Origin of the sequence: Rhodanobacter terrae, assembly GCF_042657005.1 — a bacterium.
In the GTDB taxonomy this organism is placed as follows: domain Bacteria; phylum Pseudomonadota; class Gammaproteobacteria; order Xanthomonadales; family Rhodanobacteraceae; genus Rhodanobacter; species Rhodanobacter terrae.
On record NZ_JBHSNG010000002.1, the window covers coordinates 116,453 to 136,016 of the forward strand.

19 protein-coding genes and 1 tRNA gene are annotated in these 19,564 nt (G+C 63.2%); 6 read left to right on the forward strand and 14 right to left on the reverse strand.

The features are described 5' to 3' along the window. Window positions 1–72: 72 nt before the first annotated feature. Window positions 73–753 (reverse strand): response regulator, encoded by a 681-nt coding sequence (locus tag ACFPPB_RS02420; protein ID WP_377324050.1) that lies wholly within the window; start codon window positions 751–753, stop codon window positions 73–75. Further along, window positions 750–2,780, reverse strand: coding sequence for a PAS domain S-box protein (locus ACFPPB_RS02425; protein WP_377324052.1), 2,031 nt, complete (start codon window positions 2,778–2,780; stop codon window positions 750–752). Before ACFPPB_RS02425 ends, ACFPPB_RS02420 begins: the two co-directional genes overlap by 4 nt. A 432-nt stretch (window positions 2,781–3,212) precedes the next feature. On the opposite strand from ACFPPB_RS02425, the gene ACFPPB_RS02430 reads away from it, so the two are divergent. From ACFPPB_RS02430 to ACFPPB_RS02455, 6 genes are all read left to right on the forward strand, one after another. Beyond that, window positions 3,213–3,701, forward strand: coding sequence for a c-type cytochrome (locus tag ACFPPB_RS02430; RefSeq protein WP_377324054.1), 489 nt, complete (start codon window positions 3,213–3,215; stop codon window positions 3,699–3,701). A gap of 55 nt (window positions 3,702–3,756) precedes the next feature. Next, window positions 3,757–4,788 (forward strand): DmsE family decaheme c-type cytochrome, encoded by a 1,032-nt coding sequence (locus ACFPPB_RS02435; RefSeq protein ID WP_377324056.1) that lies wholly within the window; start codon window positions 3,757–3,759, stop codon window positions 4,786–4,788. A gap of 15 nt (window positions 4,789–4,803) precedes the next feature. Further along, entirely contained in the window at window positions 4,804–7,182 is a 2,379-nt protein-coding gene (locus tag ACFPPB_RS02440; protein ID WP_377324058.1) for an MtrB/PioB family decaheme-associated outer membrane protein, read from the forward strand. 90 nt (window positions 7,183–7,272) lie between these two features. Further along, window positions 7,273–8,382, forward strand: a complete 1,110-nt coding sequence (locus ACFPPB_RS02445; RefSeq protein WP_377324060.1) for a hypothetical protein — start codon at window positions 7,273–7,275, stop codon at window positions 8,380–8,382. A 214-nt stretch (window positions 8,383–8,596) separates the two neighbouring features. Next, the gene (locus tag ACFPPB_RS02450) at window positions 8,597–9,085 is read left to right on the forward strand and encodes a c-type cytochrome domain-containing protein (RefSeq protein ID WP_377324062.1); all 489 of its coding nucleotides are present in this window, start codon (window positions 8,597–8,599) and stop codon (window positions 9,083–9,085) included. 391 nt (window positions 9,086–9,476) lie between these two features. Further along, window positions 9,477–10,253, forward strand: coding sequence for a hypothetical protein (locus tag ACFPPB_RS02455; RefSeq protein ID WP_377324064.1), 777 nt, complete (start codon window positions 9,477–9,479; stop codon window positions 10,251–10,253). A 292-nt stretch (window positions 10,254–10,545) separates the two neighbouring features. On the opposite strand, the gene ACFPPB_RS02460 is transcribed toward ACFPPB_RS02455, so the two are convergent. From ACFPPB_RS02460 to ccmA, 12 genes are all read right to left on the reverse strand, one after another. Beyond that, a tRNA-Leu gene (locus tag ACFPPB_RS02460) sits at window positions 10,546–10,631 on the reverse strand. A 25-nt stretch (window positions 10,632–10,656) separates the two neighbouring features. After that, entirely contained in the window at window positions 10,657–11,238 is a 582-nt protein-coding gene (locus ACFPPB_RS02465) for a cysteine dioxygenase family protein (protein ID WP_377324066.1), read from the reverse strand. Window positions 11,239–11,286: 48 nt separating this feature from the next. Next, the gene (gene metX, locus ACFPPB_RS02470; RefSeq protein ID WP_377324068.1) at window positions 11,287–12,414 is read right to left on the reverse strand and encodes a homoserine O-acetyltransferase MetX; all 1,128 of its coding nucleotides are present in this window, start codon (window positions 12,412–12,414) and stop codon (window positions 11,287–11,289) included. Beyond that, window positions 12,414–13,466, reverse strand: coding sequence for a tetratricopeptide repeat protein (locus ACFPPB_RS02475; RefSeq protein WP_465269341.1), 1,053 nt, complete (start codon window positions 13,464–13,466; stop codon window positions 12,414–12,416). The genes metX and ACFPPB_RS02475 overlap by 1 nt, the downstream gene beginning before the upstream one ends. Then, window positions 13,463–13,891 carry a cytochrome c-type biogenesis protein gene (locus ACFPPB_RS02480; RefSeq protein ID WP_377324482.1) on the reverse strand — a complete coding sequence of 143 codons (429 nt, stop codon included), beginning with the start codon at window positions 13,889–13,891 and terminating at the stop codon, window positions 13,463–13,465. Before ACFPPB_RS02480 ends, ACFPPB_RS02475 begins: the two co-directional genes overlap by 4 nt. A gap of 104 nt (window positions 13,892–13,995) precedes the next feature. After that, window positions 13,996–14,538: a DsbE family thiol:disulfide interchange protein gene (locus tag ACFPPB_RS02485; protein WP_377324071.1), complete on the reverse strand. Its 543-nt coding sequence runs from the start codon at window positions 14,536–14,538 to the stop codon at window positions 13,996–13,998. Continuing rightward, complete coding sequence (locus tag ACFPPB_RS02490) at window positions 14,535–16,511, reverse strand: heme lyase CcmF/NrfE family subunit (RefSeq protein WP_377324073.1); 1,977 nt, start codon at window positions 16,509–16,511, stop codon at window positions 14,535–14,537. The genes ACFPPB_RS02485 and ACFPPB_RS02490 overlap by 4 nt, the downstream gene beginning before the upstream one ends. Before the next feature lie 113 nt (window positions 16,512–16,624). Beyond that, the gene (gene ccmE / locus ACFPPB_RS02495) at window positions 16,625–17,101 is read right to left on the reverse strand and encodes a cytochrome c maturation protein CcmE (protein ID WP_377324075.1); all 477 of its coding nucleotides are present in this window, start codon (window positions 17,099–17,101) and stop codon (window positions 16,625–16,627) included. Between the two features lie 24 nt (window positions 17,102–17,125). Continuing rightward, window positions 17,126–17,371 (reverse strand): heme exporter protein CcmD, encoded by a 246-nt coding sequence (ccmD, locus tag ACFPPB_RS02500; protein ID WP_377324077.1) that lies wholly within the window; start codon window positions 17,369–17,371, stop codon window positions 17,126–17,128. Next, the gene (locus ACFPPB_RS02505; RefSeq protein ID WP_377324079.1) at window positions 17,368–18,126 is read right to left on the reverse strand and encodes a heme ABC transporter permease; all 759 of its coding nucleotides are present in this window, start codon (window positions 18,124–18,126) and stop codon (window positions 17,368–17,370) included. Before ACFPPB_RS02505 ends, ccmD begins: the two co-directional genes overlap by 4 nt. A gap of 10 nt (window positions 18,127–18,136) precedes the next feature. Continuing rightward, on the reverse strand, window positions 18,137–18,823 hold the full coding sequence (gene ccmB, locus ACFPPB_RS02510) for a heme exporter protein CcmB (RefSeq protein ID WP_377324081.1): 687 nt from the start codon (window positions 18,821–18,823) through the stop codon (window positions 18,137–18,139). An 85-nt stretch (window positions 18,824–18,908) separates the two neighbouring features. Further along, window positions 18,909–19,544 (reverse strand): cytochrome c biogenesis heme-transporting ATPase CcmA, encoded by a 636-nt coding sequence (gene ccmA / locus ACFPPB_RS02515; RefSeq protein ID WP_377324083.1) that lies wholly within the window; start codon window positions 19,542–19,544, stop codon window positions 18,909–18,911. Between the last annotated feature and the right edge of the window lie 20 nt (window positions 19,545–19,564).

The window sequence follows — 19,564 nt, forward strand, 5'->3', positions numbered from 1 at the left end:
AACCCGTGGTTGTGCGATCCAGCCCGGTCGACACCGGGCGATACGGTCGGCTGTCGCCGCGTCCCCTGGCTCCTAGATGGTCGAGGAATGCTGTATCCGCAGATTGTCCGGCTCCTGGTCCAGCAGCCCGTGATTGATGGCGTAGCGCACCAGATCGGATTGGTTGATCACTCCCATTTTTTCGAACAGGTGCGACTTGTGCGTGCTCACCGTCTTGATGCTCAACGAGAATTCATAGGCGATCGCGGTCAGGCTGATGCCGCGGACCAGCCGGGTGAAAACCTCGTATTCGCGATTGGACAAAAGCGTATGCGGCGGGGCCTGCAGCGGCCTGGAAACGTCGCTGGCGAGCAGCTCGGCGACCTTGGTGCTCACGTAGACGCCGCCCGAGGCTACCTTGCGTATTGCCGACAGCAGGAGGTCGCCATCGAACTCCTTGGTGAGATAGCCGGAGGCGCCCGCGCGCAGCGCGCGCACCGCGTACTGTTCTTCCTGATGCATGCTGAAGATGAGTATGGGCAATGGCGGTCGCGCTTCCTTGATCAGCTTGATCAGCTCCAGTCCGTTGCGTCCGGGCATCGACAGGTCGAGGATGAGCATGTCCCAGCTGCGCTCGCGAACCTTCTCGAGGACCGACTTGCCATCGCAGGCCTCGCCCGCGAACTCCAGGTCCGGCGTGTCGTCGAGGATTTTCTTCAGACCGTTGCGGATCACCCCATGGTCATCGGCAACGAGTACCTGCACCCTGGTCATGTCTCGTCTCCCACCGGCATCGGAACTTTGAACGGAACCCGCACTTCGATCGTGGTGCCATGCCCCGGTGCGCTCATGATCGTGAACTTGCCATCGATGGCTGTGGCGCGCTCGCGCATGCTGACCAGGCCGATGCCCCTGCCGTTTTCGTCATGCACGAAACCGCTACCCGAATCGCGCACGCTCAGGACCAGTTCGTCGCCGTCCCTGACGAAACTTACTTCCAGACGATCCGCGTTTGCATGGCGCGCGACATTCGTCAACGCCTCCTGCACGATCCTGAAGAGTGCCGTGGCCAGGGAGTCTTCCCTGACGAGCTCCGCGGCCGGCAGGTTGCACACGGCCTGCAGGTTGCTTCGCTTGGTGAGCTCGTCCACCTGCCAGCATACGGCCTCTGCCAGGTCGAGATCGTCCAGGATGCGCGGCCGCAGTTCGGTCGAGATGCGGCGAACGGACAGGATCGTGCCGTCCAGCATTTCGCGCATGGCATCCAGCATGCCGGGCTCCGGCTGCCGCCCTTCCCGCAAACGTGCGCTGAGCCAGGTCAATTCCAGTTTGAGCCCGGTCAGCTGCTGGCCCAGTTCGTCGTGCAATTCACGGGAAATGCGTGTGCGCTCTTCTTCGCGCACGGATTGCAGCGAGATCGACAGCTGGCGCAGCTCCGAGTTGACTCTGTGCAGGTCGGCGTCCTTGCGATGGCGTTCGGTGACGTCGCGCAGGACGGCGGTGAACTGCGGCTTGCCGTCGATCATCGTCTGCGAGATGGCCGATTCCAGCGGGAACTCGCTGCCGTCGGCGCGCAGCCCGAAGATATCCACCTGCTCTCCCATCCCCCGCGAGGACACGCTCGAGTTCATGAACGAGCGAAAATGCCCCGAGTGCGCATCGCGCCGCGACAACGGCATCAGGCTGGCCAGCGGCTTGCCGATGATGTCGGCGGCGGAAATCCCGAACATGTGTTCCGCCGCCAGATTGAACATGACGACGTTCTGCGCCTGATCCACTGAGACGATGGCATCCATGACCGAGTCGATGGTGAGTCGATAGCGGTCGTCCGCCTCCTGCAGCGCGGAATTGAGCGCCGCCTCGCGCCGCAGCTCGATCGCGAGCAGGGCAGCCGCGACGAGGATGAAGAACGACACCAGCAAGGTACCGGCAACGACCGTCATCGCGCTTTCTCGCCAGACCGACAGCGTTTCCGCGTCGTTGCTGGTCACGCTCACGAGGAACGGGAACCCTTTGACGTAACCGAGGGCGAACACCCGTTGGCTGTTGTCCGTGTTCCTGTGGCTGAATTGCCGCAAGTCCTCGTTGGTCGACTCGAAGCGGATGCCTTGCAGTTCGGGCGCCGGCTTGCCGATGTCCGCTTCACGATGGGGCAGGCTCGCAATCAACGTGCCATCGTTCATGTAGAGTCCGATCGGCCGCAGAAAGTCCTGTTCCATGTAGCTATAGAACTGCTCGAAGTGATCGAGGTCGATCGCGACGACGGCGATGCCGCGAAACGTGCCATCCGGATCATTGATGCGGCGGGCGAGCTGAAGTTGCCAGCTGCCCTTGGCCGCGTTCTTCGCGGGATGGCCGATGAAAAGCCCGGTTTCCCGGCCCTGGGAGAGAAGCTTGAAATAGTCCGTGCCCGACACCGATCCGTGCAGCCCCGTCTCGGGGCCGGAAGAGTTGGCGACGAGACCGTTCGCGTCGACGACGAATATCTTGGCTACCTGCGGCAACCCGGCGATCCGGGTGTTGAGCAGCAGCCGAACCAGCGGCCCATCCAGGCCGAGCTGGGTTCCGTACGGGGTCTGCAATCGGTCCTGGACGCCCCGCAGGGCGAGATCGGCGTTGCGGAACGACTGCTGGGTCTGTTCCATGAGCAGGCGCGCAAGGCTGTTGTTCTCCTGGTGCGCACGCATCAGGTCGCGGGCACGCAGATTGAGCAGAAAGGAGGTCACCAGCATGGCTATGGCGACGATGGTGAGCGCAGCCAGCAGATAGATGGGGCGGGCCGGGCGGAATTTCTTGGGCATGCTCGAGTTCTCGAAGGTGGCTCGGCCTGGGCGCGGCAAGGAAAAGCGTACGGACGATGGCGAGCCTGGCGAGCGATCGGGCGGTTCATCGCAGACCTGGCTGCGCGATGGCCCCGGATGCGGACCACCGTGAACATGTGCGATCGCAAGGACCGGGGGCATCGCACTCCGACCTTCGTGCCCCTGCGCTCCCTACCGGAATCCGGACCTGTCCCCGTGTTGCCGCAGAGGTTACTCAGGCGGGCGGGGGCGTCAGTTGACGCAGGTCAACCTCACCACATCCGGATGGCGTCGGCGCCGCCGGACTCGCTGGCCGTTCCGGGTGCCTGGCAGAACCTCTCCTGGCCCGTACATGTCGAGCTGGCCGGTGCGACTCCATCGCCCATGGCAGTACCGCAGTCATTTCTTCCTATTCGCCATAGGACAAATCCTATGGCGATTTTCATCCCGTCTCCGATGGTTGGCCCCAGGGGCCACGACCATAATTTGTTCACGCCTCTGGTGTGCTTCAAGCGATGCCACAGGCCGGTACTCGGAAAAATCATCCAACAAGGTGAAATGGAAATGACGAATATCTCTCGCTCCGCACTGGCAGGCATCGTCACCGGCATCGCCATCCTTGCGCTTGCTCCCGTCTCTCGCGCCGCCGACATGGATGCGGCCAAGACGCTGGCGAGGACCAACAATTGTTTCAAGTGTCACGCCATCTCGCGCGACAAGGACGGCCCCGCCTGGAACAAGGTGGCGGCCAAGTACAAGGGCAACCCGGGCGCCGAGGCAAAGCTGATCCATCACCTGACCTCGGGCGAGATGGTGAAGCTCGCCGATGGCAGCCAGGTGCACCACGCGATCATCAAGACGGACCCGGCAAACGACACGGCGCAAATCAAGAATCTGGTGGACTGGATCCTTTCGCTGTAGGCATCTCCAGCCGAGCTTGATCACCCCATCGAAAGAGCAGGAAGGGACCTGATAAATGCATCTCATAAAGAAACTCATGCTGGGGGCCACCCTTATCCTGGCGAGCTGGGCGGTTCCGGCGTTGGCAGGCAACCCTCCCATCCAGCTGCCCGACCTTGGCTCGAACCACGCGGCGCTGAGTCAGTCGGCCGCTGAAACAGCCAAGCACGCGCTGGCCGACGACGCCAAGTGCACCCGCTGTCATGACGAGAACGAATCGAAGCCGATTCTTTCGATCTACCAGACGCCGCATGGCGTCAAAGGCGATGCGCGGACACCGACCTGCCAATCGTGCCACGGCGCGAGCGAGAACCATCTGGCCGGCGACAAGACGGGAAAGGGGATTCCACCGCCGGATGTGATGTTCAACAAACATGACTACCCGATGTCGGAGGCCGGCGACCGTGCCGGTGTATGCCTGACCTGCCACAAGGGCACGCAGCGCACCCATTGGGATGGCAGCGCCCATCAGACCAACGGCCTTGCCTGCAACGACTGCCACAAGGTTCACAACGCCGTCGACCCGGTGCGCAACCGGGAAACCCAGGCCGCCGTCTGCGAGACCTGCCACAAGGACCGCAAGGCCGACCTGCTGAAGATATCGCACCACCCCGTTGGCGAAGGCCAGGTGGCCTGTTCGGACTGCCACAACCCGCACGGATCCACCGGACCGTTCCTGCTGAAGAAGGCCACGGTGAACGAGACCTGCACGACCTGTCACGCGGAAAAGCGCGGACCGTTCCTGTGGGAGCACCAGCCGGTGGCCGAAGACTGCACGAACTGCCACACGCCGCATGGCTCGAACATCTCGCCGCTGCTGAAGTCGCGTCCACCTTTCCTGTGCGCCGAATGCCACGACGGTCCGCACAACAGTCAGTCGGCTTTTGGCGCGAATGTCGGGGGCTTGCAGTCGACCATGTCGGGCTTCGCTCCCAGCGGCGGTCGCGCACCGAACCCGAGCTCGAGCGGTGCCGGACGCGCCTGCCTGAATTGCCACGTGATGGTCCATGGCTCGAACAGCCCCGCGGGCGCCTTCCTGCATCGTTAACTATTAGGACGTGATATGAAATCCATAAATGGAGTGCTTTCCGTCAAGTCACTGGTGCTAGCGATCCTCTCGGTATTGCCGCTGGTTGTCTCCGCCCAGGGTGATGATGACGTTTCGATCCTGACCAAGCCCACCAACTTCGTCGAACTGGGTCTGGGCAATGTACCGAATGATTCCTACGGCTTCGGTCAATACAACGGGCTGGGCCGGTCCGGCATCTTCGGCATCGGCAATCTGAGCGTGCAGGGCGGCGATGCCTACGGGCAGGGCCTGAGCACGCGCCGCTGGTCGATTGACGGTACGAATCTGGGAACGGACATCCGAGCAGTCGATGCCTCGATCCGGGACCAGGGGCATTGGATGTTCGGCCTCAACTTCACCCAGCAGCACCACGACATCGCCGACTTCTGGACGCCGATGCAGGGATCGATGGGAGGCAATACCTTTAGGCTGCCGCAGGGGTTCGGCACGATCAGCACCGCGACCGCCGCGGTCCCTTACGGGACGCAGGCTTTGACGCCGACCCAGGTCGGGTACTTCCACAAGGTCAACGTGCACACCAACCGTTACAACACGGGTGTCACCCTCGGCTACGACATCGATCGACAGTGGAACGTCCAACTGGACTGGAACCACATCGAACAGTCCGGATCGAAGCTGATCTCTTCCGGCACCGACGGCAACAACAAGGCTTTCGGGGCGACGCTGGCCGGTTACAGCACAGGGAAAGAAGCCATCCAGATGTTGATGAATCCGACGGACTACACGACGGACAATTTCAATCTGGCGCTGAACTGGGCCGGGGCCAAGGCGTTCTTCACTGCGAGCTACTACGGCTCGCGCTTCGTCGACAACTACTCGAGCGTCAGTTTTTCCAATCCCTACAGCAGCGGGAAGGCGCCGAATGGTTCCCTGCTGGGGGCACCGTATCCCGTCGATGCACTCAGCACGCCTCCAAGCAACGACTTCAACCAGGTCAATTTCAGCGGCGGCTACAACCTGACGCCGACAACCCACCTGGTCGGCGGCTACTCCTACGGCCGCAACACGCAGAATATGGGATACGTCAACCAGGACCAGATGCAACCTGGTGGCCTGCCCGTCAATTCGCTGCATGGCAAGGTCATCACCACGCATGCCGACTTGAAGCTGACCAACCAGACGACCAGGGATCTCAGCCTGTCGGCAGGCATCAACTACAACGAGCATGACAACCAGACGCCGGCGTACACCTACCGCTTTTTCGATCTTGGCTCCGGTCCCGAAACATCGGTCAGCATCCCGCTGAGTTACAAGATCACCGAGGGGACGCTCGGTGGAGATTACCGGATCACCAGCGCTCAGCGGCTGCACTTCGGCTACGAGTACAAGGAAACCAAGCGCTGGTGCAACAGTGTTCTGCCCATCGATCCCGCGACCGGCCTTCCTGTGGGCGCGCGCGTCTCCGCGACGAATGCCCGCTATTACCAGGCCGTCTCGGTACTCGACTGCGTCGAGGTGCCCAAGGCGGAGGAAAACAAGTTCGTGGTCAACTACCGTGCGAATGCCAGTGATGCGCTGAATTTCAATGCGGGGTACGCCTATTCGGATCGCAGCTCCACCGTGAATCCGGCGTTCTACAGCCCCTTGCAAGCCAACAGCGAAGGCTTCGAGAACTACAACTACCAGGCATTCTTCGACGGGTCGCGCCGCGAACAGCTGGTCAAGGCGGGCGTCAATTATCAGGCGACGGACAAGTTGAACCTGAGCATGGACCTGCGCGGCACGAAAGACGAATACTACGATTCGGTCATGGGTGTGCAGCAGGGCAAATCATCCAGCGTCAATCTGGACGCGGCCTACCAGGTTTCGGAGAAAACCACGGCGTCGGTCTACGCCAACTGGCAGTACCGGTCGCGCGACATGGTCAGCGCCACCGGGCGTGATTCGGTGGGTACTGCCGGACTCACCGGGTGGTCGAACAACCTGATCGACAAGGGCTCGGCCTTCGGCGCCAATCTGACGCACGGCGGCTTGATGCATGGAAAGCTCGATCTCAAGGCCGACGCCTCGTACTCGCTGGACAGGACGCATTACAACACCCAGAGCTACACCACCGCGGCCATCCCCGGCGTGGTATGTGCGACGACGCCCGGAAACGCTGGCTACAACTGTGGTTCCACACCGAATGTCACCAGCGAATTGCTGCGGGCGTCGTTGACCGCGAATTACCACATCGACAGGCGCAGCTCGGTCACGCTCGGCTACTACTTCGAGAAACTGAACTCGAACGACTATTACTACAACTACTACCAGCTGCGCTCCACCGGCACCACCACGATGCCGACCAATCAGCTCAGCCCGAGCTACACCGAGAACGTGGTGTTCGTGGCCTACCGCTACAGCTTCATGTAACGCGGATCAGCCTGGCATGCCTCGACGGCATGTCTTGGACTCGGCTTATGAAAGGCCATCATTTTTCAGAAGAATTCCAGGAAGTTGGCAATGAATGACAGCAATCTGCCCGGTCAAAAAAAGCTGGCGGCCCGAATTTCCGCGCTGGTCATCGGTACGCTGACGGTTCTCGCGCCCTGGTATATAAGCGGTCCCCTGGCGACGCTGAATCGCGGCATTTTCTGGACCTACGTCATCACCGGCGTATTGATGGCGACGGTCGCCATCGTCGCGTTGATCTGGCGCCACGCCCTCTGGCCTGCGTGGGCGTTTTTCCTGCTCACGGTATGGATAATCCTCGCTCCCGACACGTTGAGCTCGGCGGCAAAAGACGTGTCCATCATGCATCTCATCCTTGGTGCCGCCGGTATCGTGGTATCCGTATTCTGGATACGGCGGATGTTCGGGCGCATTCCCCAGGACCGCCCGGTGGTGAAAGGGCGAACCTTTCGGGAGTGTTCGAGCAGCGAGCGCACGCTGTACGGGCTGGTGATCTGCGTTCTTGGCCTGGGTTACTGCATGGCGCTGGGTTACCTGTACATGACCCACGCGGGTCTCAACGGCAAGCCCGGGATTTCGGTGCAGGATATCGCCATCACGTATTACGGCAATCGAAGCGGTACCCGACTCGAGTTGATGCTGCGCGGCCAGATGCGGGACAAGATCAGCCCCGATGAAATGGACCGGGTGGTTGCCTGGCTGAAATCCGGCTCGACCGAGGACGAGTACGACGACACGATCTATCCGATCATCATGAAAGACTGTGCGAGTTGCCACAGCGCCAAATCCGGCAAGAACCTCAGGGATTACACGACCTACGAGGGCATCATCCCGGTAGCGACGGTCGACCATGGCATGTCGATCGAGACCTTGGTGAAATTGTCCCATATCCACCTTTTCGGCATCGGCCTGGTGACTTTTGTGCTGGGATTCGTCTTCTGTTTTTCCACGCTGCCGGCCTGGTTCAAGAATGTCGTCATCGTCGCGCCTTTCTTTGCGATGGTCATAGACATCGCGACCTGGTATCTGACCAAGTGGGATCCGGTTTTTGCCTACACCGTAGTCGTTTCGGGTTTGATATTGGGGAGTGCCTGGGGCATCCAGATATTCGTTTCTCTCTACCAGATCATTTTTCTTCCCGCCGCGGAGAAAAAGGCATAGCTGCATGAATGGACTTGTCGATGCGGATGGATGTGCGTGCAGGCGATCCATGAGAAAACGCTCGATCTTGCACCACATACCTTCTTTCGGTAGAGGGCGGATGGTAGGTCGTAGTGGTTCGGTCCGGCGAGAAATCCGCGCAGGGTGATCAGCAAGTCGGTCGACCCCGGTAGTCGCGGACGCCTGACGCGCCATGGATGGCTGATTTCCGGATATGGATTTCCGAGCTGTTATTCGCTCGGAGATTTCCGATTTCCTTGTGGCACGTCAGGAGGCGACCATGTCTTTCGAAAAATACATCTATGCGGCACCACTGGCCGCTTTCCTTGTCGCCAGCTGCGGCCAGCGCACGGTCAGTTACAGCCGGGACATAGACCCGATATTCCAGAATAACTGTTCCATTTGCCACAGCCCGGGAGGTGCGGGTTTCGAGCAGAGCGGTTTCAGCGTGGCGACATACCAGGACGTCATGAAAGGTACCAAGTACGGTCCCGTCGTCCACCCGGGAAGCAGCGTCAGCAGCACCCTGGTCAGGTTGGTGAAGCACCAGGCCGACAAGACGATCAACATGCCGAAGAATTACACGATCGACCTGACCCGACACGACAATATCGTTCTGCCGGGGGCCGATGCGCGCGAGCTGCCTTCACGGGACGTGGAATTGATCACGACATGGGTCGACCAGGGCGCCAGGAATAATTGAGCGGGTTTTAGCCGGGCAACCTCTGCCTGCTGGCCTGCTGAGCCTGGCACTGAGACGCTTGTCTGCGCGGCTTCCATCCGAAGTGCCCCGAAACAGCGCCGCGCCCAGCTTCGCGATGGGCCGCCCGCAAGACTTCATGCGTAAAAACCCCTGTTATGCAGGTTTTGGGATTTCAGGTTCTTGCCGGCATGGGCTAAAACCCTGACTTGGTACGGTAATCCCCCCATTTAGCGGAAATCAGGCGCAAGCCTTGCTTCGACCGGGGGTAAGAGTTTTCCTGGTGCACGGTTTGGAATTGCGCGCATACTCATCGACCTTCGCACTCTGGCGAAGAGGGGAGACAGCAACACAATTCACATTCTGTAGAGCGGAAGCTCTGAGGGAGGCTTTTATGAAAAGCATCAAACCTTGGATGGCGCCTGTGGTTGCGCTGTTATGCATCACCGGCGTCCACGCAGCAGAAATGGACAAGGCGAATGTCATCCGGGACTACACCGACACCGTAGCACCCGCAGATCAGCAAGCCTACGAGGCTGGCGTCAAAAGCTACAACCAGTGTCTGAGCCAGCATGGTTTCAAATACACATGGACTGCGGTGCTGCATGAAACCGGGGATACGTATCAGTACTCGTATGTTTCGGAGCCATCGACCTGGGGAAGCTTCGATGCGATGCACACGACAGGCATGGCGTGCGACGCGGTGTGGCGGAAGGATGTAAACCCGCATCTGAAAAGCGAGACGAGCGCATTTCTCGTGCGCGCGCCTGAACTTACCTATATGCCGGCTGGCATGTCTCCGGCGGCTCCGCTCACGGAGGTCACCTACTTCAAGCTAAAACCAGGCCACGAAGCGTCCGAGGCGTTCACGAACGCGGCCAAGAAAATCGCCGCCGCCGCCGAAAAATCCAAATGGCCCGCGCATTTCATGGTCTTGAAGGTCAAGGACGGCGGCCAGGGCTCGCCGGATTTCATTGTGGTGAGCTATTCCAAGAGCTGGGCCGACTTCGGTGAGGATGCCAATCCGCCGCTGTGGAAAATGGTTGAAAATAACTATGGCAAGCAGGATACCGCTGCGTTGCGCAAGTCGCTCAACGACGCCATCCAGGACGTGTCGTCGCACGTGGACAGCTACAGCGTGGATCTGACTTACCAGCCGTCTCACAAGTAATTCCTGGCAGTCGCCTGGGTGACCCTCTCCCGAGGGTCACCTTTCTCCCGCGCGACCAGTCGAGGCGACCGTTGAGCGCCCAAGCGGGCGATGCGATCGCGGCGACATGTTTCAGCCGGCGTCGCCAGAGGACCATCGGGACCTCCCTGGGCTCCTGCGGCGCTCGTCAGATACCATCGACTTCCCTGCGATCCCGCGGGGCCGCTTGAAACCTCCAGGCATGAAAAAGCCCGCTGTCATGCGGGCTTCGGGGATTTCATGGTTCCAGCTGGTACGGGCTAAAACCCTCACTTGGTACCGGTGATAGGACTCGAACCTACACGACATCGCTGCCAGCGGATTTTGAGTCCGCCGCGTCTACCATTCCGCCACACCGGCATGTGAGCTGCGCATTATGCCGGGTTCAGTGCACGCGGTCGAGTCCCAGCTGGCGCACGTCGCGGCCGTACCAGCGGTCTTCCGGCAGCGGCCGGAACACCGAACAGCGGGTCATCGGGCCGGAATAGATGTGCAGGCTGACCGTGACGCTGTTGTCGCTGGGGTTGCGGATGCTGTGGTACTCGTGCGGCGGGATCAGGCTGCCGGCCGAACCGGCGCCGGCCTGGATCGAGCCGACCGGCTGGAAGCAGTAGCGCTGCGCGTCGTGCTCCAGCAATTCGTACTGCACGATCTCCAGCGCGCCGTTCCAGACACCCTCGACGCACCACATGCCGTCGTGGTCATGGATCGGCGTGCCCTGGCCCGGGCCCCACGTCATCGCCACCACGCAATAGCCGTGCTCTTCGCTGCGGTACAGCTCGCGGCGGGCGTAATGTTCGGCATTCGCCTCGAACACGCAGTCGGGCAGGGTCACCGCCTTGTCGCGGATCAGCTTGCACAAGCTGTTGCGCAGGCTGTCGGTGAGTTCGTGGGTGGTCGGCTTGGCCACGGCGGCGTCGATCGCATCGATCAGGGTGCGGCTGCCGGGGAAATCCAGGGTGAGCATGGTGGTCTCGGAGGGTGCGTGGTGCCGCTTATCTTAGCAGCGGGGTGGTCAGGCGGCTGGAAGGCCGTTCAGGAATCCGCCGATCGCGCGACTGTAGTTGTCGATGTCGACCAGGAACGCATCGTGGCCTTGCGGCGAATCCAGCGCCACGAATTCCACTTCGGCGCCGGCCGCCTGCAGGCCTTCGGCGATCTGCTCCTGCTGCTGCAGCGGGAACAGGATGTCGGTGCTGACGCCGATCACCATCGCCCGCTCGATGTGGATGCGCTTGAGCCCTTCCAGCACGCTGCCATGGCCGTACTCGGCGATGTCGAACCAGTCGCTGGCGCGCGACAGGTACAGATAACTGTTGGGATCGAAGTTGCGCACGAAGCGCTGGGCGTGGCCTTGGAGATAGGACTCGACCTGGAACTCGCGGCCGAACGGCTCGTCTTCGCGCTGTTCCGGGTCGAGCCGGATGCGCGCGAAGCGGCCGTTCCACTCCATCGCCGAGCGATAGGTGATCACGCCGAGCTTGCGCGCGATGCTCATGCCCAGGTCGGGATAGCTGCCGCCTTCGGTGGCATGGATATCGTAGCGGCCCTCATTGAACTGCGGGTCGAGCCGGATCGCCTCGCGCTGCAGCGAGCGGATCGCGATCGCGAACGGCTGCGCCTGCGGCGCGGTGTCCACGCTGATGTGCGCGCGCACGCTGCCCGGGTGCAGCAGCATGTAGGCCAGTGCGCTCATGCCGCCCATCGAGCAGCCGATCAGGCAGGCCAGCCGGGTGATGCCAAGGCTGCCGACGACGGCGTGCGCGGCGTTGGCGACATCCTCCAGTGCCAGCTCCGGAAAGCTCAGCCTGTAGGGTTCGCCGGTGGCCGGATCGATCGAGGCGGGGCAGGTCGAGCCCTTGTCGCTGCCCAGCGAGTTCACGCAGATCACGAACCAGCGCGTGGTGTCGATCGCCTTGCCGGGGCCGGCCATTTCCTGCCACCAGCCCGGCGAAGGATCTTGCTCGCAGGAAGTCATGTGCGCGCTGGGCGACAACCCCGTCAGCACCAGCACGGCGTTGTCGCGTGCGGCGTTCAACTCGCCCCAGGTTTCGTAGGCGACGTGTGCGCCATGCAGCTCGCCGCCACGCTTCATCGCGAACGGCGAGGGCAGGTCGAAGTAGCGTCGCGCGTCCCGGTCCATCAGTGCACTTTGTCGATCAGGATTTCGACCGGTGTCTTGCGGGCCACGTCGACGATGCCGGCGTTGCCTTCCAGGTCGCCCGGCTGGGCCATCGGCTGACCGCTGTGGCTGATCCGGGCGCCCACGAATACCTTGGCCACCGACGACAGCTTGAGTGCCGGCGTCATCGCCATCGCGTCGGTCAAGGTCACCTCGGTCGGCAGCTGATCGGCCTGCAGTCGGGTCACCGCCAAGGGCATCGGCGGCCCGTTCACCGGTCGGGCGAAGATGAACAACGTGTCCCCAGGTGCGAGTTTCGCTTTCAGGCCGGATGCCAGCGATACCCGCACCTGCAGGGCGGCTTCCGGTGCCGTGGCGGCGGCGGGACTGGAGGCAGCCTCCGCCGGCGCGCCGCCGGCTCGGGCATCGGCCTGGCTGATCTGCGCGGCGACGGCCTTGGCGACCTCCGAGCCCGGTTCGAGCTGCGGCGCCAGCAGCCGCCAGGTAGCGGCCGCACCGGCGTAGTCGCCTTGCTGGAATTGGCTGGTGCCGAGCAGCCACAGGCCGCGCTGACTGTCGGGCTGAAGCTGTACGGCATGCTTGAGCAGCGCCACCGCGCGAGCTCCGATGACGTGGTCGCTTTTCAGCATCGCATCGGCCTCGGCCCAGCCGACCATCGCGTCGGCATTGTTGGGATCGAGTTTCAGGATGTGTTCGTAGGCATCGCGCGCATCGGCCGTGCTGTGCAGCATCGCGCTGGTCTGTGCCAGCAGCGTCCAGGCCTGCAGGTCATCGGGCTTTTCCGCCAGGTGTGCGCGCAACTGGGAAATCGCCTGCTGCATGGTCAGCGGCATGCCGGTCTGTGCGGCGACCCCGTTGATTGCCACCGGCGTGCCTACCTCCAGATACAGCCAGCCCGCTGCCAGCGGCAGCACAAGAGCGATCGCCAGGGTCAGCACGAATACGCCACGCGGACGACCGCTGCGGCGCCCGTGGCGGACCAGCGGCAGCAACACGGCTGCCAGCGCCACCGCGATCATCGCTGCGGCGATTGCATAAAAGGCCATTTTCACCAGTCGTCCCCGTTTCCGGTCTGTGCCTCGGCGGTTGCATCATCGCTGCGGTGGCGTTTGCGGATGGCAATCACCACCGCGTAGGCACCGCCGAACAGTATCAATAGTGGCCCGAACCACAGCAGCCATGTGCCGGGCTGCAGCGGCGGGTCATACAGCACGTAGTTGGAATAGCGCGCGACCAGGTATTGCTTGATCTCTTCATCGCTCTTGCCCTGCTGCATCATCCGGAATATCTGGTTGCGCAGGTCGCGTGCAATCGGTGCGTTGGAATCGGCCAGCGTCTCGTTCTGGCACATCGGACAGCGCAGTTGCCGAGTGAGGTGCTGGAAGCGCAGTTCCTGCGCGTGGTTTGCGAACGGCATCGGCTCGATCGCCTGTGCGTGCACGACGCTGGCGCACACCAGCAACACCACCAAGATCACCCGTCGTAGGAGCCCGCTCGCGGGCGATGCTGTGGTTCTGATGTCCGGAAGATTTAAAACAACAGCATCGCCCGCGAGCGGGCTCCTACGACGGTCGAGGCGCATCACGGCGTCTCCTTCAGCATCGCGGCGATCGCCGGCTTGAGTTCGTTCGCCATCACGTCGGGAGTGAGCGGGCCGATGTGCTTGTAGCGGATCACGCCTTTCGCATCGATCAGGAAGCTTTCCGGCGCGCCATACACGCCGAAGTCGATCGCCGTATGGCCCGGCTCATCGGCGATCAGCAGGTTGTACGGATTGCCGTGCTCGGCCAGCCAGCGCTTGGCGTCGGCTGGCGCGTCCTTGTAGTTGTAGCCGACCAGCTGCACGCCCAGGCCCGGACCTTCGGCTTCCAGCACCGGATGCTCGACACCGCACTCGATGCACCAGCTGGCGAACACGTTGAGCAGGTAGGGCCGGCCCAGCAGGTCGGCCTTGCTCACCGTCTGCGCGGGTTCATACAGCTTGGGCAGGTCGAATGCGGGCGCCGGCTTGTTCAGCAGCGGCGACGGAATCGCGTTCTGGTCGTGCTGGGTGTTCCACCAGATTCCGAAGCCGAACAGCGCCACCAGCAGCATGAACCCGAAGAACGGCAACAATCGGTTCATGCGCGCGTTTCCCGTATCTGCAGACCGGCAGCGGCTTCTTCGATCTTCGCGCTTTGCTTGATGCGGAAGCGTTTGTCGCCGGCACAGACGAAGCCACCCAGCATCATCAGCAGGCCGCCGCCCCAGATCCAGCGGATGAACGGCTTGTAGTAAAGCCGCAGCGACCATGCGCCTTCGATGTGGTTCGCATCCATCGGCTCGCCCAGCGCCACGTAGAGATCGCGGAAGATGCCCGCGTTCACCGCCGACTCGGTCTGCACCTGGCCGCGCAGGTAGGTGCGTTTCTGCGGATGCATCACGGCGACGGCTTTGCTGTCGCGGGTGACCGTGATCACGCCCTGGTCCGCGCTCCAGTTGGGGCCGGTCGTGCGGTGCGCGCCGTCGAAGCGGAAGTCGTAGCCGCCGATGTGCTGGGTCTGGCCCGGCGCCATCCGCACGTCGCTGGTCACGCTGAGCGATTCGGACAACAGCACGCCGGCCACGAACACGCCCATGCCCAGATGCGCCAGCAGCATGCCGGCCATCTCGGCCGGGTAACGCCGGCCGGGCGGCATTTCACGCCAGCGCTTGACCGCGTACAGCAGCACGCCCACGCCGAGCCAGGCCAGCGATGCGACACCGGCGATCGCCTTGAGCTGGCCATGCACGAAGAACGCCGCCACGATCGCGCAGGCCGCCGCAGCGATGCCGGCGCGCAACAACACCTGCTTCAGCGCCGGCCATTCGCCGTTGCCCCAATGCAGGAAAGGCCCGAACGGGAGCAACAGCACTACCGGCAGCATCAGCAGCGGAAACAGAAAACCGAAATACGGTGGCCCGACCGAGACGCGGCCCAGATTCAGCGCGTCGCCGATCAACGGAAACAGCGTACCCAGCAGCACCATCGCCGCGGCCACCGCGAACATCAGGTTGCCGATCAGCAGCACGGTTTCGCGCGACACCACCTTGAACGGTTTTCCGCCGACCACTTTCGGCGCGCGCAGCGCGTACAGCAGCAGCGAGCCGCCGACCACGATGGTGAGGAAGGCCAGGATGAAAATGCCGCGGCGCGGATCGGAGGCGAACGCATGCACCGAGGTGAGCACGCCCGAGCGCACCAGGAAGGTGCCGAGCAGGCTCAGCGAGAACGCGAAGATCGACAGCAGTATCGTCCATGCGCGCAGCGAGCCGCGCTTCTCGGTCACTGCCTGCGCATGGATCAACGCCAGCCCGACCAGCCACGGCATGAAGCTGGCGTTTTCCACTGGATCCCAGAACCACCAGCCGCCCCAGCCCAGCTCCGCGTACGCCCACCAGCTGCCTGCGACGATGCCGCAGGTGAGGAAGCCCCAGGCGATATTCGTCCACGGCCGTGCCCAGCGCACCCATGCCTGCTCCAGTTCACCGCCGAGCAGGGCGGCGATCGAGAACGCGAACGCCACCGAAAAGCCTACGTAGCCCATGTACAGCATCGGCGGGTGGAACGTCATGCCCGGATCCTGCAGCACCGGGTTGAGGTCCGCGCCATCGCCGGGCATCGGCAACAGCCGCCCGAACGGATCGGAGGTGAAGATGATGAAGGCGAGGAAACCCACCGCGATCAGGCCCATCACGGCAATCACGCGCGAGGCGAATACCTCGGGCAGCTTCTGGCTGAACGCGGCCAGCGCCATCGTCCATACATTGAGGATCAGGATCCACAGCAGCAGCGAACCCTCGTGCGCGCCCCACACCGCGGCAACGCGGTAATACCACGGCAGCGCCAGGTTCGAGTTGTCGGCCACGTATTGCACCGAGAAGTCGAAGCGCAGGAACGCCCAGACCAGGATGCCGAACGCGAACGCCACGAACACCGCCTGACCCGCCGCGGCCGGACGTGCCACCGCCATCAGCGCGCGGTTGCCGCGCCATGCGCCGAGCAGCGGCAGGATGCTCTGCGCCAGCGCCAGCAGCAGAGCGAGGATCAGCGCGAGCTGGCCGAGTTCGGGGGTCATGGCTGTGTGCCGGGAATCGGGAATCGGGAATCGGGAATCGTAAAGTGGGTCGAGGCGCGCATGGGCAATTTGCTCCGTAACATGGGCGAGCGATGAGGCAGGCGGTTCATGGCTTAACGATTCTCCATTCCCGATTCCCCATTCGCCGCCTCTTTGACCTGCTTGCCCGCGTGCGCCTTGGCCATCGCGTCCTTCAGCTCTTTCGGCATATAGGTCTCGTCATGTTTGGCCAGCACTTCGGTGGCGATGAAGTGCGCGTTGTCCATATGCCCGGTAGCGATCACCGACTGGTTGTCGCGGAACAGGTCGGGCAGGATGCCGGTGTACTCCACCGGCATCGCGCCGCCCGCATCGACCACCGTGAAGGTGACCTTGAGCGAGTCGCTGCTGCGCTGGATCGAGCCGGCCTTGACCATGCCGCCCAGGCGGAACGTCTGGTAGCCGCTGGCCTCGCCGGACTGCACCTGGCTCGGGGTGAGCAGGTAGTTCATGTTGTTCTGCAGGGCGACCACGACCAGCACGGCGGCGATCGCGGCGGCGGCGAGGATCAGCAGGACAATGGTGAGCCTGCGCTTGCGGGTGGGATTCATGGGCATGGTCGGTAGCCGCCCCCGTCAAGGGGAAGGTGGAGAGGGTATGGAGTTGCCGCCGGTACGATCCTGTCGCGCCTGCTGACGCGCCAGCCGGGCGCTGAGTTCCCGCAGCACGCGGCGACGGCGCAGGCGCGGCGCTACCGTGTCGACGATCAACACGACGAAGAACACCGCATACGCCGGCCATACATAGGCGGCATAACCGCCCATCCTGAAGAAACCGGCGACGTCGCCGTTCGCGGCAAGAACGCTCTGCAGCATGCTCATCGGCCGGCCTCTTCTTCGGCGATCCGGCGCACCCAGTCCTTGCCGCCTTCCAGCGCCAGCAGATCGGTACGCACGCGGCGGAACAGGCTGGCGGCGTAATAGAACTTGGTCGCCAGCATCATCGTCAGCAGCGGCCACAGCATGTCCCAGGATATCTTGGACCGGCCGAACATGTTGATCGTGCTGCCCTGGTGCAAGGTGTTCCACCAGTTCACCGAGAAATGCACGATCGGCACGTTGATGATGCCGATGATCGCCAGGAAGGCCGCGGCGCGCGCACCCTGGCGGCGATCCTCGAACGCGTGATACAGCCCGATCACGCCGAGATAGAGGAACAGCAGCACCAGCTCGGAGGTGAGCCGGGCATCCCACGTCCACCAGGTGCCCCACATCGGCTTGCCCCACAGCGAGCCGGTGACCAGGGTGATGAAGGTGAATGCCGCACCGATCGGCGCCGATTCCATCGCCACCACTTCGGCCAGCTTGATCCGCCATACCAGCGCGATGAATGCGGCCACGCCCATCATCGCATAGATGAACATGCTCATTTCGGCGCTGGGCACATGGATGAAGATGATGCGGTAGGCGTCGCCCTGCTGGTAGTCGGCCGGTGCCAGCAGCAGGCCGCCGTACAGCGCGATCGCGCCCAGCACCAGCGCCAGTGCCGTCGCCCACGGCTGCAGCGCACCGGCGAAGCGGTAGAACGTCGGCGGCGAGCCGAGCTTGTGCAACCAGAGCGGAATCCAGTTAGCCATAAATAGGCTCTCATGCGTCCAGGGCAATACGAAGGGCAGCGGAGCAGGCCAATGGCGCCAGCACCACAGCGAGCACCAGTGCCGCGGCGAGCCAAGTGATCGGTGCGAGCCACGGCAGCCCCTCTTGGGCGGCGGCGACGGCGCCGGCGGCGAAGATCACTGCCGGCACGCAAAGCGGCAACAGCATCAAGGCGAGCAGCATACCAGAGCGCCGGGTACCGGCCGTCAGCGCCACCAGCACCGCGCCGAGCAGGCTGAGCAGCGGCGTGGCCAGCAGCAGCGCGAGCAACAACACCGGGATCACCGCGCCGGGCAGGTGCAGCATCGCGGCCATCAGCGGTGCGATCACGATCAGCGGCAGCGCGGTGGTCAGCCAGTGGGCCAGGATCTTCATGCCCAGCATCAGCGCCAGCGGCTGCGGCGCCACGACGAGCTGTTCCAGCGAGCCGTCCTCGATATCGCTGGAGAACATCGCGTCCAGGGCCAGCAGCATCGCCAGCAGCACGGTGACCAGCACCACGCCGCCGGCGATCCGCTGCAGCAAGGTGTCTTCCGGCCCCAGTGCGAACGGGAACAGCATCGTCACGATCAGCGCATACAGCACCGGCATCGCGATATCGCCGCGCCGCCGCCACGCCAGCGTGAGGTCGCGCCGCAGCATCGCGGCGCAGGCGGTGGACAGGCTCGCGCGACTCATGCCGCTTTTGCTCGTGCTTCCCCGCGCTGCCTGAAGGGGAGCGGGCTCGAGCATCGCTGCGCCGGGGTTCGCGGTGATGTGAACCTTATTCATGCATGCGGATCCGTCGCGGCTCACCGCCATGGAAACTCACCGCGCCATGGCTGGTGACCATCGCCGCGCCACCGGCGTCGGTGTGGCTCTCCAGCAGGCCGTTCACCAGCGCGATGCCGACACGGTCGAGGTTGGCGTACGGTTCGTCGAGCAGCCACAGCGTGGCCGGCAGCAGCAGCAATCGGGCCAGCGCGGCGCGCTTCTTCTGGCCAGCGGACAATCGACGCACCGGTTCGTCCTCGTAACCGCGCAAGCCGATGTCGGCCAGCACCGCCGACACGCCGGCACCGTCGCGGCCACCATGCAGGCCCGCGGCGATATGCAGGTTCTCGCGCGGGCTGAGATCGGCCTTGAGACCGAGCTGGTGGCCCAGGAACAGGATCTCGCCGGCGCAGCAATCGCGCTGCAGTGGTTCGCCGCGCCAGCGCAGCTCGCCTTCGCCGACGTGCAACAGGCCGGCCAGCATGCGCAGCAAGGTGGTCTTGCCGCTGCCGTTGTCGCCCTCGACCAGCGCCAGTTCGCCCGCGCGCAGCTGAAAATCCAGCGGTGCGAACACCGGTTCGTCCTGGCGAAGAAAGCTCAGGGCTCGCGCTTCAAGCAGGGGCGCAGTGGGATTTTCGGCGGTCATCGATTCGATTGTCCGCAATG

What these genes read in the sequence shown, in the direction of transcription:
- ccmA (WP_377324083.1), bottom strand. Translation starts at nt 19,544, where the DNA reads ATGACCGCCGAAAATCCCACTGCGCCCCTGCTTGAAGCGCGAGCCCTG.
- ACFPPB_RS02435 (WP_377324056.1), top strand. Translation starts at nt 3,757, where the DNA reads ATGCATCTCATAAAGAAACTCATGCTGGGGGCCACCCTTATCCTGGCG.
- ccmE (WP_377324075.1), bottom strand. Translation starts at nt 17,101, where the DNA reads ATGAATCCCACCCGCAAGCGCAGGCTCACCATTGTCCTGCTGATCCTC.
- ACFPPB_RS02440 (WP_377324058.1), top strand. Translation starts at nt 4,804, where the DNA reads ATGAAATCCATAAATGGAGTGCTTTCCGTCAAGTCACTGGTGCTAGCG.
- ACFPPB_RS02430 (WP_377324054.1), top strand. Translation starts at nt 3,213, where the DNA reads ATGGCGATTTTCATCCCGTCTCCGATGGTTGGCCCCAGGGGCCACGAC.
- ACFPPB_RS02505 (WP_377324079.1), bottom strand. Translation starts at nt 18,126, where the DNA reads ATGGCTAACTGGATTCCGCTCTGGTTGCACAAGCTCGGCTCGCCGCCG.
- ACFPPB_RS02425 (WP_377324052.1), bottom strand. Translation starts at nt 2,780, where the DNA reads ATGCCCAAGAAATTCCGCCCGGCCCGCCCCATCTATCTGCTGGCTGCG.
- metX (WP_377324068.1), bottom strand. Translation starts at nt 12,414, where the DNA reads ATGGACCGGGACGCGCGACGCTACTTCGACCTGCCCTCGCCGTTCGCG.
- ccmD (WP_377324077.1), bottom strand. Translation starts at nt 17,371, where the DNA reads ATGAGCATGCTGCAGAGCGTTCTTGCCGCGAACGGCGACGTCGCCGGT.
- ACFPPB_RS02455 (WP_377324064.1), top strand. Translation starts at nt 9,477, where the DNA reads ATGAAAAGCATCAAACCTTGGATGGCGCCTGTGGTTGCGCTGTTATGC.
- ACFPPB_RS02485 (WP_377324071.1), bottom strand. Translation starts at nt 14,538, where the DNA reads ATGAACCGATTGTTGCCGTTCTTCGGGTTCATGCTGCTGGTGGCGCTG.
- ccmB (WP_377324081.1), bottom strand. Translation starts at nt 18,823, where the DNA reads ATGAGTCGCGCGAGCCTGTCCACCGCCTGCGCCGCGATGCTGCGGCGC.
- ACFPPB_RS02420 (WP_377324050.1), bottom strand. Translation starts at nt 753, where the DNA reads ATGACCAGGGTGCAGGTACTCGTTGCCGATGACCATGGGGTGATCCGC.
- ACFPPB_RS02450 (WP_377324062.1), top strand. Translation starts at nt 8,597, where the DNA reads ATGGATTTCCGAGCTGTTATTCGCTCGGAGATTTCCGATTTCCTTGTG.
- ACFPPB_RS02445 (WP_377324060.1), top strand. Translation starts at nt 7,273, where the DNA reads ATGAATGACAGCAATCTGCCCGGTCAAAAAAAGCTGGCGGCCCGAATT.
- ACFPPB_RS02490 (WP_377324073.1), bottom strand. Translation starts at nt 16,511, where the DNA reads ATGACCCCCGAACTCGGCCAGCTCGCGCTGATCCTCGCTCTGCTGCTG.
- ACFPPB_RS02465 (WP_377324066.1), bottom strand. Translation starts at nt 11,238, where the DNA reads ATGCTCACCCTGGATTTCCCCGGCAGCCGCACCCTGATCGATGCGATC.